General features: G+C 72.4%; 13 protein-coding genes. 9 read left to right on the forward strand and 4 right to left on the reverse strand.

Features of this window, described 5'->3' with window-relative positions; all coding sequences use genetic code 11:
- Window positions 1-44 precede the first annotated feature (44 nt).
- On the forward strand, window positions 45-782 hold the full coding sequence (locus DIZ27_RS29075) for an RNA methyltransferase (RefSeq protein ID WP_109381495.1): 738 nt from the start codon (window positions 45-47) through the stop codon (window positions 780-782).
- A 48-nt stretch (window positions 783-830) separates the two neighbouring features.
- Here DIZ27_RS29075 and paaN read toward each other — a convergent pair whose 3' ends face one another.
- On the reverse strand, window positions 831-2,522 hold the full coding sequence (paaN, locus tag DIZ27_RS29080; RefSeq protein WP_109381434.1) for a phenylacetic acid degradation protein PaaN: 1,692 nt from the start codon (window positions 2,520-2,522) through the stop codon (window positions 831-833).
- A 154-nt stretch (window positions 2,523-2,676) separates the two neighbouring features.
- Here paaN and DIZ27_RS29085 point away from each other — a divergent pair, with 154 nt between their 5' ends.
- Both DIZ27_RS29085 and DIZ27_RS29090 read left to right on the forward strand, forming a co-directional pair.
- The gene (locus tag DIZ27_RS29085; RefSeq protein ID WP_109381435.1) at window positions 2,677-4,209 is read left to right on the forward strand and encodes a 3-hydroxyacyl-CoA dehydrogenase; all 1,533 of its coding nucleotides are present in this window, start codon (window positions 2,677-2,679) and stop codon (window positions 4,207-4,209) included.
- Window positions 4,206-4,796 (forward strand): TetR/AcrR family transcriptional regulator, encoded by a 591-nt coding sequence (locus DIZ27_RS29090; RefSeq protein WP_109381436.1) that lies wholly within the window; start codon window positions 4,206-4,208, stop codon window positions 4,794-4,796. Before DIZ27_RS29085 ends, DIZ27_RS29090 begins: the two co-directional genes overlap by 4 nt.
- 30 nt (window positions 4,797-4,826) lie before the next feature.
- Here DIZ27_RS29090 and DIZ27_RS29095 read toward each other — a convergent pair whose 3' ends face one another.
- Window positions 4,827-5,312 (reverse strand): Lrp/AsnC family transcriptional regulator, encoded by a 486-nt coding sequence (locus DIZ27_RS29095; protein WP_109381437.1) that lies wholly within the window; start codon window positions 5,310-5,312, stop codon window positions 4,827-4,829.
- A 189-nt stretch (window positions 5,313-5,501) separates the two neighbouring features.
- Here DIZ27_RS29095 and pdhA point away from each other — a divergent pair, with 189 nt between their 5' ends.
- The 6 genes from pdhA to DIZ27_RS29125 all read left to right on the forward strand — a co-directional run bounded on the left by pdhA (window position 5,502) and on the right by DIZ27_RS29125 (window position 12,570).
- The gene (gene pdhA / locus DIZ27_RS29100) at window positions 5,502-6,647 is read left to right on the forward strand and encodes a pyruvate dehydrogenase (acetyl-transferring) E1 component subunit alpha (protein WP_109381438.1); all 1,146 of its coding nucleotides are present in this window, start codon (window positions 5,502-5,504) and stop codon (window positions 6,645-6,647) included.
- Window positions 6,647-7,651, forward strand: a complete 1,005-nt coding sequence (locus tag DIZ27_RS29105) for an alpha-ketoacid dehydrogenase subunit beta (RefSeq protein ID WP_109381439.1) — start codon at window positions 6,647-6,649, stop codon at window positions 7,649-7,651. The genes pdhA and DIZ27_RS29105 overlap by 1 nt, the downstream gene beginning before the upstream one ends.
- Window positions 7,651-9,000, forward strand: coding sequence for a dihydrolipoamide acetyltransferase family protein (locus DIZ27_RS29110; RefSeq protein WP_109381440.1), 1,350 nt, complete (start codon window positions 7,651-7,653; stop codon window positions 8,998-9,000). The genes DIZ27_RS29105 and DIZ27_RS29110 overlap by 1 nt, the downstream gene beginning before the upstream one ends.
- A gap of 83 nt (window positions 9,001-9,083) precedes the next feature.
- Window positions 9,084-10,064 (forward strand): NTP transferase domain-containing protein, encoded by a 981-nt coding sequence (locus tag DIZ27_RS29115; RefSeq protein ID WP_109381441.1) that lies wholly within the window; start codon window positions 9,084-9,086, stop codon window positions 10,062-10,064.
- Entirely contained in the window at window positions 10,061-11,476 is a 1,416-nt protein-coding gene (locus DIZ27_RS29120) for a molybdopterin molybdotransferase MoeA (protein WP_109381442.1), read from the forward strand. The genes DIZ27_RS29115 and DIZ27_RS29120 overlap by 4 nt, the downstream gene beginning before the upstream one ends.
- Entirely contained in the window at window positions 11,473-12,570 is a 1,098-nt protein-coding gene (locus DIZ27_RS29125) for a TrkA family potassium uptake protein (RefSeq protein WP_109381443.1), read from the forward strand. Before DIZ27_RS29120 ends, DIZ27_RS29125 begins: the two co-directional genes overlap by 4 nt.
- Window positions 12,571-12,626: 56 nt before the next feature.
- On the opposite strand, the gene DIZ27_RS29130 is transcribed toward DIZ27_RS29125, so the two are convergent.
- Window positions 12,627-13,478 carry an ABC transporter permease gene (locus tag DIZ27_RS29130; RefSeq protein ID WP_109381444.1) on the reverse strand — a complete coding sequence of 284 codons (852 nt, stop codon included), beginning with the start codon at window positions 13,476-13,478 and terminating at the stop codon, window positions 12,627-12,629.
- Complete coding sequence (locus DIZ27_RS29135; protein ID WP_109381445.1) at window positions 13,475-14,545, reverse strand: ATP-binding cassette domain-containing protein; 1,071 nt, start codon at window positions 14,543-14,545, stop codon at window positions 13,475-13,477. Before DIZ27_RS29135 ends, DIZ27_RS29130 begins: the two co-directional genes overlap by 4 nt.
- Between the last annotated feature and the right edge of the window lie 132 nt (window positions 14,546-14,677).

Here is a 14,677-nt window from a genome sequence, read left to right on the forward strand (position 1 = left end):
TGCCCGGACCCCCCGCCCCCGCCCCCGACCGGGCCACCGGTCCCGTGACCCGCTGGCACCGGCGGAGCGGTACCGCCGTCCTGCTCGACGGCTTCCACGCCCTCAAGCACGCCGTGCGCTTCGGGGCGGAGGTCGAGGTGGCGGTCACCGCGGACCGGGCCGCCGCGCTCGCCCTCGCGGACGAGCTGGCCCCGGACGTCCGGGACGCGCTGGCGGCGCTGCTGGCCGAGGTGCCGTACGAGACGTACGCCTCGCTGGTCCCGCGCCCGCATCCCACCGCCGTCGCCGCCCTTGCCGTACGGCCCTCCCGCGCGGGCAACCTCGAGAGGCTGGCGCACACCCCGCGCACCGCCCCCGTGGTGGTCCTGGACCTCCCGCGCAACCTGGGCAACGCGGGGGCCGTGATCCGGCTGGCCGCCGGTTTCGGGGCGACCGGCGTCGTCACCACCGGCACCCTCGACCCCTGGCACCCCACGGTCGTGCGTGGCGGGGCCGGGCTGCACTTCGCGACCGCCGTGGAGCGGCTGTCCGTCGACGAACTGCCCACCGGCCCGGTGTTCGCGCTCGACCCGGAGGGGGACGACATCCGGTCGCTGAAGCTGCCGGACGACGCGCTGCTCGCCTTCGGCTCGGAGCGTAGCGGGCTCTCGGCGGAACTGCGCGCGCGTGCCGACCACCTGGTGGCGCTGCCGATGCGCCCCCAGGTCTCCAGCTACAACCTCGCGACCAGTGTGGCCATGACGCTGTACCACTGGAGCGCCACCGGGGGCGCACCCGCTTAGGGCCTGTCCGGGCGGGGGCCGCGCGACCGCGGTCGCCGCACCGGTCCGTCACGCCTCCCGGCGTACCTCGACCACCCGGAAGCGGTTGGCCACGAACGCCGCGTCGGTGAGGGCCGCGTTGGCCGCCGGGTTGCCGCCGGAGCCGTGGAAGTCGGAGAACGCGGCCGTCTGGTTGACGTACACCCCGCCGGTGAGGTTGAGGGAGAGCTGGGCCGCCTCCTCCAGGCACACCTCCCGCACGGTCTCCTCGACCTCGGGGGAGGTCGTGTACGCGCCGACGGTCATCGCGCCCTTCTCGCGGACGGTGCGCCGCAGGAGCTCCGCCGCGTCCGAGGCGGAGTCGACCGCGACGGCGAAGGAGACCGGTCCGAAGCACTCGCTCATGTAGGCGGCCTCGGCGTCCGGCTTCGAGCCGTCCAGCTTCACGATCACAGGGGTGCGGACCACCGCGTCCGGGAACTCCGGATGGGCGATCTCCCGGGAGGCGAGGGCGACCTCGCCGAGACCGGCGGCGGCCTCCAGGCGGGCCTTGACGCCGGGGTTGACGATCGCGCCGAGCAGCGCGTTCGCGCGCGCGTCGTCGCCGAGCAGGCCGTCGACCGCCTTCGCGAGGTCGGCGGCGACCTCGTCGAAGGACTTGGGGCCCTGGTCGGTGGTGATGCCGTCGCGCGGGATCAGCAGGTTCTGCGGTGTGGTGCACATCTGGCCGCTGTAGAGCGAGAGGGAGAACGCCAGGTTGGCGAGCATGCCCTTGTAGTCGCCGGTCGACTCCACGATCACCGTGTTGACGCCGGCCTTCTCGGTGTAGACCTGCGCCTGGCGGGCGTTGGCCTCCAGCCAGTCGCCGAACTTCGTGGAGCCGGTGTAGTCGATGATCCGGATCTCCGGGCGCGTGGCGAGCGTCTTGGCGATGCCTTCGCCGGGCCGTTCCGCGGCCAGGGCCACCAGGTTCGCGTCGAAACCGGCCTCGGCCAGCACCTGGCGCGCGATCCGCACCGTGAGCGCGAGCGGCAACACCGCGCGCGGGTGCGGCTTGACCAGGACCGCGTTGCCGGTGGCGAGGGAGGCGAACAGGCCGGGGTAGCCGTTCCACGTCGGGAAGGTGTTGCAGCCGACGACCAGGCCGATGCCGCGCGGGACCGGGGTGAACCGCTTGGTCAGCGTCAGCGGGTCGCGCTTGCCCTGCGGTTTGGTCCACTCCGCGGTGTCAGGGGTGCGCACCTGCTCGGCGTACGCGTACGCCACCGCCTCCATGCCGCGGTCCTGCGCGTGCGGGCCACCGGCCTGGAACGCCATCATGAACGCCTGGCCGGAGGTGTGCATGACCGCGTGGGCGAACTCCATCGTCCGGTCGCTGATCCGCTTGAGGATCTCGAGGCAGACCACCGCACGGGTCTCGGCGCCCGCGTCCCGCCAGGCCCGCATCCCGGTCCGCATGGCGGGCAGCAGCACGTCGAGGTCCGCGTGCGGGTAGCTCACGCCCAGCTCGACGCCGTACGGGGAGGTCTCGCCGCCCACCCAGTCGTCCGTGCCGGGCTGGCCGAGGTCGAGGCGGGTGCCGAGCAGGGCGTCGAAGGCGGCCTTGCCCGCCGTCAGGTCCAGGCTGCCGTGCTCCCCGTAGGCCTTGGGGTGCTCGGGGTGCGGGGACCAGTACGCGCGGGTGCGGATCGCCTCCAGTGCCCGGTCCAGGGTGGGCCGGTGTCGGGTGATCAGCTGCTGCGAGGTGAGTTCGGCGGCCATCGGGGACCAACTCCTCGTCGAGTTCGTGGGCCGGGCCCAAGCGTGGGCGGGGGATGTCGGAACACGGGCGGTCAGGGTTAGAGTAACCGAACGATCGGTCGGGACAAGGGGTCCGCCGCATCTGTGGACCGGCTCGTGCGGGAGGATCGCGCACATGACAGCACTCGACCTCAGCAGCCCCGTGGCCGTCGTCGGCACCGGCACCATGGGCCAGGGCATCGCCCAGGTCGCACTGGTCGCGGGTCATCCCGTGCTGCTGTACGACGCCGTTCCCGGCCGGGCCCGGGAAGCGGCCGACGGGATAGCGGACCGGCTCGACCGGCTGGTGGCCAAGGAGCGGCTCACCGCCGCCGACCGGGACGCGGCCCGCGCCCGCCTGCGGCCCGTCGACGACCTCGCGGGACTCGCGGACTGCGCCCTGGTGGTCGAGGCCGTCCTGGAGCGCCTGGACGTCAAGCAGGAGCTGTTCCGCGCGCTGGAGGACGTCGTCGGCGACGACTGCCTGCTCGCCACCAACACCTCGTCCCTCTCGGTCACCGCCATCGGCGGCGCACTGAGAGTCCCCGGGCGCTTCGTGGGCCTGCACTTCTTCAACCCTGCCCCGCTGCTGCCGCTCGTCGAGGTCGTCTCCGGCTTCGCCACCGAGGTCGCGCACGCCACGCGCGCGTACGAGACGGCCCGGGCCTGGGGCAAGACGCCGGTCGCCTGCGCCGACACCCCCGGCTTCATCGTCAACCGGGTCGCCCGGCCCTTCTACGCCGAGGCCTTCGCGGTGTACGAGTCCCAGGGGGCCGACCCGGCCACGATCGACGCGGTGCTGCGCGAGTCCGGAGGCTTCCGCATGGGCGCCTTCGAGTTGACCGACCTCATCGGGCAGGACGTCAACGAGTCCGTCACCCACTCGGTGTGGCAGGCCTTCTTCCAGGACGTGCGCTTCACGCCCTCCCTGGCCCAGCGCCGGCTGGTCGAGTCCGGCCGTCTCGGCCGCAAGAGCGGCCGGGGGTGGTACGAATACTCCGACTGCTCTGCCCGCACGGACGGCGCCGAGCGTCCCGAGCCGCACACCGCGGAGCAGGCGGCGCCGCCCGCGTACGTGGTCGCCGAGGGAGATCTGGGCCCCGCCTCGGACCTGCTCGCACTGATCCGGGAGGCGGGCATCCAGGTCCGCACGGAGGACGAGGACAACGGCACCCGCCTGGTGCTGCCCGGCGGTGGTCAGCTGGTGCTCGCGGACGGTCAGACGTCGGTGGAGTTCCGCGACGTCGTCTACTTCGACCTCGCCCTCGACTACCGCGAGGCCGGCCGGATCGCCCTGTCCCACTCCCAGGACACCTCCCCGCGGACCGTCGCCGAGGCCACCGGCCTGTTCCAGGCGCTCGGCAAGAAGGTCAGCGTCATCGGCGACGTCCCCGGCATGATCGTCGCGCGCACGGTGGCGCGGATCATCGATCTGGCGGTCGAGGCCGTGGCCAAGGGGGTGGCCACCGAGGAGGACGTCGACACCGCGATGCGGTTGGGTGTGAACTACCCCCTCGGGCCCTTCGAGTGGAGCCGCCGCCTCGGCCGCGGCTGGGCCGGCTCCCTTCTGGACGAACTGCACGAGATCGACCCGTCCGGCCGCTACGCGCCGTCCCTCGCGCTCTACCGGTACGCGTGCGCCACCGACAAGCGGGAGGGCACCCCATGACCACCGCCAGGCGCGACACGTACACCCCGGAGACCCTGCTGTCCGTCGCCGTGCGGGTGTTCAACGAGCGGGGCTACGACGGCACCTCGATGGAGCACCTCTCCAAGGCGGCGGGCATCTCCAAGTCGTCGATCTACCACCACGTGGCGGGCAAGGAGGAACTGCTGCGGCGTGCGGTGAGCCGGGCGCTGGACGGTCTCTTCGGCATCCTCGACGAGGAGCACGCGCGCGTGGGACGTGCCGCCGAGCGGCTGGAGTACGTCGTACGGCGCATGGTCGAGGTCCTGATCGCGGAGCTGCCGTACGTGACGCTGCTGCTGCGGGTGCGCGGCAACACGGACACCGAGCGGTGGGCCCTGGAGCGGCGGCGCGAGTTCGACCACCGGGTGGCGGCCTTGCTGAAGGCCGCGGCGGCGGAAGGGGACGTGCGCGGCGACATAGAGGTGCGCCTGGCGACCCGGCTGGTCTTCGGGATGATCAACTCGCTCGTCGAGTGGTACCGGCCCGACGGACGCGGCACCAGCGAGCGCGAAGTGGCCGACGCGGTGGTCCAGCTGGTCTTCTCAGGACTGCGCGGGGCGGCCTGACCGGACCGGCGCCCTGCGGCCGCCCCCGCTTCAGCCCTGCGGTTCCAGGTCCTCCTCCTCGAACACCAGCAGTGTGCGTGTGCTGAGCACCTCGGGGATCGCCTGGAGCCGGGTCAGCACCAGCTCGCGCAACGTCCGGTTGTCCGGCATGTGCACCAGGAGCAGCACGTCGAAGTCGCCGCCCACCAGGGCGATGTGAGAGGCGCCGGGGAGCTGTCTGAGCTGCTCGCGGACCGTGCGCCAGGTGTTCTGGACTATTTTCAGGGTGATGTACGCGGACGTGCCGTGGCCGGCGCGTTCGTGGTCGACGCGGGCCCCGAAACCGCGGATGACGCCGTCCTCCACGAGCCGGTTGATCCGGGCGTAGGCGTTGGCGCGCGAGACGTGCACCCGTTCGGCGACCGACCGGACCGAGGCGCGGCCGTCCGCCTGGAGCATGCGCAGGATGTCCTGGTCTATGGCGTCCAGTGGGCGTGCGGGCGGCAGCGGTCCGGTGCCCCCCGGTCCTTCGGCCATTTGTTCAGACGACACGGGCCCCCGCCTCTCCGCCATGGACGTACTGCGTCCATCTCAGGCTGTGGAGAACCGTTTGTCCACAGCCTGGTACCACCCGTAGCCAAAATGTGCCGTCGACCGAACAATCGGTTGGTGAGGCGCGTCACAGACGCCGCGCCTCCACAGCCGCTCCCACGAGGAGGTGCCGTCATGACGGTCATGGAGCAGCGAGGCGCGTCTCGGCCGACCCCGCCGCCCGCCTGGCAGCCCCGTACCGACCCCGCGCCGCTGCTGCCCGACGCGGAGCCGTACCGGGTGCTCGGCACCGAGGAGGCCGACCGGGCCGACCCGGAGCTGCTGCGCCGGTTGTACGCGGAACTGGTGAGGGGCCGTCGCTACAACGCGCAGGCCACCGCCCTCACCAAGCAGGGCCGTCTAGCGGTCTACCCCTCCAGCACCGGCCAGGAGGCCTGCGAGGTCGCCGCCGCGCTGGTCCTGAAGGAGCAGGACTGGCTCTTCCCGAGCTACCGCGACACGCTCGCCGTCGTCGCACGCGGAGTGGACCCCGTGCAGGCGCTCACCCTGCTGCGCGGCGACTGGCACACCGGTTACGACCCCTACGAGCACCGGGTCGCGCCGCTGAGCACCCCGCTCGCCACCCAGCTGCCGCACGCCGTCGGACTCGCGCACGCCGCCCGCCTCAGGGGCGACGACGTGGTCGCGCTGGCCATGGTCGGGGACGGCGGCACCAGCGAGGGCGACTTCCACGAGGCGCTGAACTTCGCCGCCGTGTGGCGGGCCCCGGTCGTCTTCCTCGTCCAGAACAACGGCTTCGCGATCTCCGTTCCGCTCGCCAAGCAGACCGCGGCCCCGTCGCTGGCCCACAAGGCCGTCGGCTACGGCATGCCCGGCCGACTGGTCGACGGCAACGACGCCGCCGCCGTACACGAGGTCCTGGCCGACGCCGTGAGCCACGCGCGTGCGGGCGGCGGTCCGACCCTGGTCGAGGCGATCACCTACCGCGTGGAGGCCCACACCAACGCCGACGACGCGACCCGCTACCGCGACGACGCCGAGGTGGAGGCCTGGAAGGAGCACGACCCCGTCGTGCTCCTGGAGCAGGAGCTGACCCGGCGCGGCCTCCTCGACGACGACCGCGTCGCCGCCGCCCGCCAGGACGCCGAAACCATGGCCGCCGACCTGCGGGAACGCATGAACCAGGACCCCGCGCTCGACCCCATGGACCTGTTCGCCCATGTTTACGCCGAGCCCACCCCTCAGCTGCTGGAGCAGCGGGAGCAACTGCGGGCCGAGCTGGCGGCCGTGGCCGGGGCCGAGCCGGAAGGGACGCAGTGATGACCACCGTCGCCGCCAAGCCGGCCACCATGGCGCAGGCACTCACCCGCGCGCTGCGCGACGCCATGGCCGCGGACCCGTCCGTGCACGTCCTGGGCGAGGACGTCGGCACCCTCGGCGGTGTCTTCCGTATCACCGACGGACTCGCCGAGGAGTTCGGCGAGGACCGCTGCACGGACACCCCGCTGGCCGAGGCGGGCATCCTCGGCACGGCCGTCGGCATGGCGATGTACGGCCTGCGACCGGTCGTGGAGATGCAGTTCGACGCGTTCGCCTACCCGGCGTTCGAGCAGCTGGTGTCACACGTCGCCAGAATGCGCAACCGCACGCACGGCAGGATGCCCCTGCCGCTCACCATCCGTATCCCCTACGGCGGTGGCATCGGCGGCGTCGAGCACCACAGCGACTCCTCCGAGGCGTACTACATGGCGACTCCGGGGCTCCATGTCGTCACGCCCGCGACCGTCCCGGACGCCTACGGACTGCTGCGCGCCGCCATCGCCTCCGACGACCCGGTCGTCCTGCTCGAGCCCAAGCGGCTGTACTGGTCGAAGGACTCCTGGGACCCGGAGCGGCCGGCATCCGTCGAACCGATAGGCCGTGCGGTGGTGCGGCGCTCCGGCCGGAGCGCCACGCTCATCACGTACGGGCCGTCCGTTCCCGTCTGCCTGGAGGCGGCCGAGGCGGCCCGGGCCGAGGGCTGGGACCTCGAGGTCGTCGATCTGCGCTCCCTGGTGCCGTTCGACGACGAGACGGTGTGCGCCTCGGTGCGGCGGACGGGACGCGCGGTCGTCGTCCATGAGTCGGGCGGCTTCGGCGGCCCCGGCGGGGAGATCGCGGCCCGGGTCACGGAGCGCTGCTTCCACCATCTGGAGGCACCGGTGCTGCGGGTGGCCGGTTTCGACCTCCCGTATCCGCCGCCGATGCTGGAGCGCCACCACCTGCCCGGCGTGGACCGGATCCTGGACGCCGTGGGGCGTCTGCAGTGGGAGGCCGAAAGCTGATGGCACAGGTGCTGGAGTTCAAGCTCCCCGACCTCGGTGAGGGGCTCACCGGGGCGGAGATCGTGCGCTGGCTGGTCGAGGTGGGCGATGTCGTCACCGTCGACCAGCCGGTCGTCGAGGTCGAGACGGCCAAGGCGATGGTGGATGTGCCCTGTCCGTACGGGGGTGTGGTCACCGCCCGCTTCGGCGAGGAGGGCACCGAACTGCCGGTGGGCGCCCCGTTGCTCACGGTGGCCGTGGGCGGACCGGACGCCGACCGGCCGCCGGGTGAGGACCGCCCGTCCGCCGCCCCGAGCGAGGGATCCGGCAACGTCCTGGTGGGTTACGGCACCTCGGAGGCTCCGGCCCGGCGCCGCAGGGTGCGGCCGGGACAGCGGGTGTCCGCCACGCCCGCCACGCGCACCGCGTCCGCGGCCGGGGCGATGGACGGTCCGGTCCCCGTGATCTCACCCCTGGTGCGCAGGCTGGCCCGGCAGAACGGCCTGGACCTGCGGGAGATGACGGGTTCCGGGCCCGAGGGGCTGATCCTGCGGGCGGACGTGGAGCACGCGCTCCGGGCCGCCGGCGCGCAGCAGGTCCGCAAGGACCGGACGGCCGTCACCGAGCCGCACGTGCGTGCGGCGCAGGCCCACACGCCGACCGCCGGCACCGCGGTCCCGGATGTCGTCCGCGTCCCCCTCAAGGGCATCCGCGGTGCCGTGGCCGACAAGCTCTCCCGCAGCCGCACCGAGATACCGGACGCGACCTGCTGGGTGGACGCCGACGCGACCGAGCTGATGCGGGCGCGGGCCGCGATGAACGCCTCGGGCGGTCCGAAGATCTCCGTGCTCGCCCTGCTGGCCCGGATCTGCACCGCCGCGCTGGCCCGCTTCCCCGAGCTCAACTCCTCCGTGGACAGGGAGGCCAGGGAGATCGTCCGGTACGCGGCCGTGCATCTGGGCTTCGCCGCGCAGACCGAGCGGGGGCTGGTCGTCCCCGTCGTCCGGGACGCGCACACGCGGGACGCGGAGTCGCTCACGGCGGAGTTCGCTCGGCTGACCGAGGCGGCCCGGTCCGGGGCGCTGACGCCCGCGGAACTCACGGGCGGCACCTTCACGTTGAACAATTACGGCGTCTTCGGTGTCGACGGCTCCACCCCGATCATCAACCACCCCGAGGCCGCCATGCTCGGCGTCGGCCGCATCGTCCCCAAGCCCTGGGTCCATGAGGGCGAGTTGGCGGTGCGACAGGTCGTGCAGCTCTCGCTCACCTTCGACCACCGGGTCTGCGACGGCGGCACGGCGGGTGGTTTCCTGCGCCATGTGGCGGACTGCGTGGAGCAACCGGCGGTGCTGCTGCGGACGCTGTGAGGTCCGGCTCTCCCTGCCGTGCCCGTTCCCGGACACCGTGCCCCCGCGTTCCCCGCGATCGCGGGGGCACGCATACTCGAGGGGTGACCGAGTACGAGCTCCCGGGGGCTCCCAGTGCCGGACCCGATGCCGTTGGTGACCGAGACCGCGACCGGGACCCCGCGCCGGGCGCGGCGGTGTCGCTCGAGCCCGCCGCGTACGACGCCCTCGTGCTCGCCGGTGGCGGTGCCCGACGGCTCGGAGGCGCGGACAAGCCCGGCGTGCGGGTGGGCGGCCGGGCGTTGCTCGACCGGGTGCTCGCGGCCTGCGCCGACGCCCGCACCACCGTGGTCGTGGCCGAACCCCGTCCCACCCCACGGGCCGTGCTCTGGGCGCGCGAGGAGCCGCCGGGCGGCGGACCGCTCGCCGCGCTCGACGCCGGGATCCGGCTCAGCACCGCGGAGTACGTCGTGCTGCTCTCCGCCGACCTGCCGTTCCTCGACGGACGCACGGTCGGTGAACTGCTGACCACCCTCCGTACGAGCCCGGCCGACGGGGTCGTACTGACCGATGCCGACGGCCGGGACCAGCCGCTCGTGGCCGCGTACCGCACGGCGGCCCTGCGCCGCGAACTCGCCGCGCTCAGCGAACGGCACGGCCGACTGGCCGGACTGCCGCTGCGCCGACTGACCGGCTCGCTCGACCTCACCCGGATCTTCGGCCCGGTGGCGTCCTTCGACTGCGACACCTGGGACGACATCGCCGCCGCCAGAGCACGCATCAGGGAGCATGGACACGTGTTGGATGAATGGATTACCGCAGTCAAGGACGAACTGGGCATCGAGCTGGACGTCGACACCGGTGCACTCCTCGACCTCGCCCGTGACGCCGCCCACGGCGTGGCCAGGCCGGCGGCGCCGCTGACCACCTTCCTCGTCGGTTACGCGGCGGCCCGCGCGGGCGGTGACCGGGAAGCCGTGGCCGAGGCCGTCCGCAAGGCCGCGACCCTCGCCACCCGCTGGGCCGATGAGGACGCCCCCGATGCTCCCGACGCCGCCCCCGGCACGAGCCCTGACGACCGATGACCGCGCCCGACGCCCGAGCCGACGAGGGCGCCGAGGACGCCGATGATCTCGATGTCGAGGAGGCTCTCGCCCTCGTGAACGAAGCTTCCGGCCGCACGCCTGGTGCCCCCGGGCACGCCCCCTCCACGCACCGCCCGCGCCGCCACGGCGTCCCCTGGACCGACGCCCGCGCCATCGCCGAGCGCGCAGGCCGCAACGGCACCGCCCGCCCCGTCACCGGAGGCCGTGCCACCCACCGTGCCCCGGTCTCCGTGCCGCTCGACGCCGCCCTCGGCCTCACCCTGGCCGCCCCCCTCACGGCCCTCACCGACCTGCCCTCCTTCGACACCTCGGCCATGGACGGCTGGGCGGTCTCCGGCCCGGGGCCCTGGACCGTGCGGGAGGAAGGCGTCCTCGCCGGGCACGCCGCGCACGCGCCGCTCACCGACGGCGAAGCCGTCCGTATCGCCACCGGCGCCCGGGTCCCCCCGGAGACCACCGCCGTCCTCCGCAGCGAACACGGCCGCACCGACGCCAAGGGCCGCCTGCACGCCACCGCGCCCCGGGGCGGCAGCACGGCCCGGACCGGGCCCGCCGCCACGGTGGCGCACGGTCAGGACATCCGTCCCCGCGGCCAGGAATGCCGCAGCGGCGACCAGCTGCTGTCCGTCGGCACCCTGGTGACGCCCGCCGTGCTGGGCCTCGCCGCGGCCGCCGGATACGACACGCTCAGCGCGTTCCCCCGGCCCCGCGTCGAGGTCCTCGTCCTCGGCGACGAGCTGCTCACGGGGGGCCTTCCGCACGACGGGCTGATCCGGGACGCACTCGGTCCGATGCTGCCGCCCTGGCTGCGCGCACTCGGCGCCGAGGTCATCGCGGTCCGCCGGGTCCGCGACGACGCGCACACGCTGCACAAGGCGATCACAAGGTCCGGCGCCGATGTCGTCGTCACCACCGGCGGCACCGCCGCGGGCCCGGTCGACCACGTCCACCCGACGCTGAGCCGCATCGGGGCCGAGCTCCTCGTGGACGGGGTCGAGGTGCGCCCCGGCCACCCCATGCTCCTGGCCCGTACCAAGGAGAACCAGCACCTCGTCGGCCTGCCCGGCAACCCCCTCGCCGCCGTCTCCGGACTGCTCACGCTTGCCGAACCCCTGCTGCGTACCCTCGCTGCCCGCCCGGCTCCCGAGCCGTACACGATGCCGCTGCGGGACGCGGTCCACGGGCATCCGCACGACACCCGGCTCATCCCCGTCGTGCTGCGCGAGGACGTCGCCCTGCCGCTGCATTACAACGGTCCCGCCATGCTGCGCGGCATCGCGGCGGCCGACGCCCTCGCCGTCGTACCGCCGGGCGGCACGCGGCCCGGCCAGGAGACAGAACTGCTCGACCTCCCCTGGGCGTCCGGGGGAATCGGGGTGTGTTTCACGTGAAACTTCCGGGTCAGGACGCCATTGCTCGCCAGGCGGACGAGCACTTGGTGACGCATCGGGTGAAACTGCCGAGGAAGGTGGTCGAGCATCCGATCCGCCAGGTCACCAAAAGGCTGTCCATCGCCTTGCTCCTCCTCGTGCTGACGGCGCTGATCGTGTATCTCGACCGCGACGGCTACAACGACAACGCCGACGGCACCCTCGACTTCCTCGATGCCTTCTACTACGCGACCGTCACCCTCTCCACCACGGGATACGGCGACATCACGCCGGTCAGCGACAGCGCCCGGCTGACCAATATCTTCGTCATCACGCCGTTGCGCGTGATGTTCCTGATCATCCTGGTCGGCACCACCCTCGAAGCCCTCGCCGAACGCACCCGGGAGGAGTTGCGACTGAACCGCTGGAGGTCCACGTTGCGTGATCACACCGTTGTCGTCGGATTCGGCACGAAGGGCAGGTCCGCGATCCGGACCATCTGCGCGACGGGGCTCCGCAAGGAGCAGGTCGTGGTGGTCGACCCCAGCAGCAAGGCGATCGAAGCCGCCGCAGCCGACGGCTACGCGGGCGTCATAGGTGACGCGACGCGCAGCGAGGTGCTGAAGCGGGCCGAGGTGTACCGGGCGAAGCAGATCATCATCGCCACGCAGCGCGACGACACAGCCGTACTGGTGACGCTGACGGCCCGACAGCTCAACCGCGGCGCGAAGATCGTGGTCGCGGTGCGCGAGGAGGAGAACGCTCCGCTGCTGAAGCAGTCCGGCGCCGACGCGGTCATCACCAGCGCCAGCGCGGCAGGCCGGCTGCTCGGGCTGTCGCTGCTCAGCCCTGCGGCCGGCGTGGTGATGGAGGACCTCATCCAGCAGGGCACGGGACTCGACATGGTCGAACGGCCGGTCATAAAGGCCGAGGTGGGCAAGACGCCGCGAGAGGTCGACGATCTGGTGGTGAGCGTCCTGCGCGGGCACCGGTTGCTCGGCTACGACGACGCGAACGTCGGGACGCTCGAGCTGACCGACCGGCTGATCACGATCGTGCGGAGGACGTCGGCCAGGCAGGTGGCGCCCGACATGCGCCCGCTCCCCCGGGACTGACCGAGGGCTCCGCGGACGGTGCGGGCCCCGGGCCCGCACCGTCCGCGGGACCTGCGTCACTTGCGGTTGTAGAGCCGCATCGTGATCGGTCCGAAGACCAGGACGAACAGGGCGGACCAGCCCAGTGACCAGGCGATCTCGTCGGCCGGCCAGTCACCCGCCATCAGCCCGCGCACCGCGGACGCCAGGTGCGTGACGGGACTGTTGTTGACGAACGCCTGGAGCCAGCCCGGCATGGTGCGCGGGTCGACGAAGACGTTGGAGAGGAAGGTGAGCGGGAAGATCACCATCATGCTGACGCCCATGACCGACTTCTCGGTACGCAGCATCAGCCCGAACATCGTCCAGATCCACGAGAACGCGAACGCGAAGGCCACCAGCAGTACGATCCCCGCGAGCACGCCGGCCACCCCGCCGCCCGGGCGGTAGCCGAGGATCACGCCCACGGTGAGCATCACGACCGACGCGATGGTGTAGCGCAGGGCGTCGCCGAGCAGATAGCCGACCATCGTCGACGGACGCCAGATCGGCAGGGTGCGGAACCGGTCGAACACGCCCTTCTCGATGTCCGTGTTGACCGAGACACCGGTGTACATCGTGATCATCACGACCGACATCACCAGGATGCCGGGCAGCAGGAACTGGATGTACTCCTTCGGCGAGCCGGCCAGCGCCCCGCCGAAGAGGTACGTGTACATCAGCACCATCATGATCGGGAACGCGGTGACGTCGAACAGCTGCTCCGGCACATGCTTGATCTTGAGGATCGCGCGCCAGCCGAAGGTCAGGGAGGCCGACCACGCGCTGGGCCGCGGCGGGCGCTCCTCGGCGACCAGCAGCTCGGCCAGGGAGTCGGTGCGGACCGGGGCGAGTTCCGCGCTCTCGGTGGTCGTCGTCGCGGTACTCATGCCGCCACCTCGTCCTTCGGGTTGTGGGAGTGGTCGCCACCGGAGCCGGAGCCGGAGCCGGAGCCCGGCCCCTGTCCCGAGCCCGGTCCGGATGCGTGTGTGTCATGGCCGGTGAGGGCGAGGAACACCTCGTCCAGGCTGGGCTGGCCGAGCGAGAAGTTGTCGACGGTGATGCCGGCCGCGGCCAGTTCGCTCAGCGCGCGGGCGGCCTGTTCGGCGGCGGTGTCGTGGTGCGCGGCCGCACCCAGGCGGGCGGTGAGCGTCACCGGGTCGGGTTCGAGCTGCACCTGTGCGTCGAGTGCCCGGCGCAGCAGGTCCGCCGCGCGGGGCCGGTGGTCCGGATCGCGCAGCCGCAGATGTACGGAACCGGCCCCGACGGACGCCTTCAGCTCGCCCTTGGTGCCCTCGGCGATCACCTTCCCGCGGTCGATGACGGCGATCCGGGACGCCAGCTGGTCGGCTTCGTCCAGGTACTGCGTGGTCAGCAGCACGGTGGTGCCCTGGGCGACCACCGCGCGCACGATGTCCCACACCTGGTTGCGGCTGCGCGGGTCCAGACCGGTCGTCGGTTCGTCGAGGAACAGCAGGTCGGGGGTGTTGAGGATGGACGCGGCGATGTCGATACGCCGCCGCATGCCCCCCGAGTAGTGCTTGACCTGCTTGGCCGCCGCCTCCGTCAGGCCGAAGGCCTCCAGGAGCTGGGCGGCACGGGTGCGGGCGGCCGGTTTGCGGTGGCCGAGGAGCCGGGCCAGCAGGATCAGGTTCTCCGCGCCGGTGAGGTCCTCGTCCACGGACGCGTACTGCCCGGTGAGGCTCACCAGGCCGCGCACCGTGTCGGCCTCGCGCACGACGTCGTGACCGAAGACACGCGCCTCCCCGCCGTCCGGTCGTAGGAGGGTGGCGAGCATTTTCACGGTGGTGGTCTTGCCGGCGCCGTTCGGTCCGAGGACGCCGTACACCGTGCCGGCCGGAACGGCGAGGTCGACCCCGTCCACTGCCCGTGTCTCACCGAAGGTCTTGACCAGGCCGGCGGTCTCGATCGCCAGGCCGGACGTCTGCGTGCTCATGCTGGGGGTCCTTCCGCATGCTTGGGCTACGCATGGAGAGACCATCACCGTCGCGCGAATTCATCGCTCTCACACATGGTTTTCCCCGAGAACCGGTCCAACGGCGGACCCGTCTCCACCTATTGACCCAAG

Origin of the sequence: Streptomyces sp. NWU339, assembly GCF_003143855.1 — a bacterium.
Classification (GTDB): Bacteria; Actinomycetota; Actinomycetes; order Streptomycetales; family Streptomycetaceae; genus Streptomyces.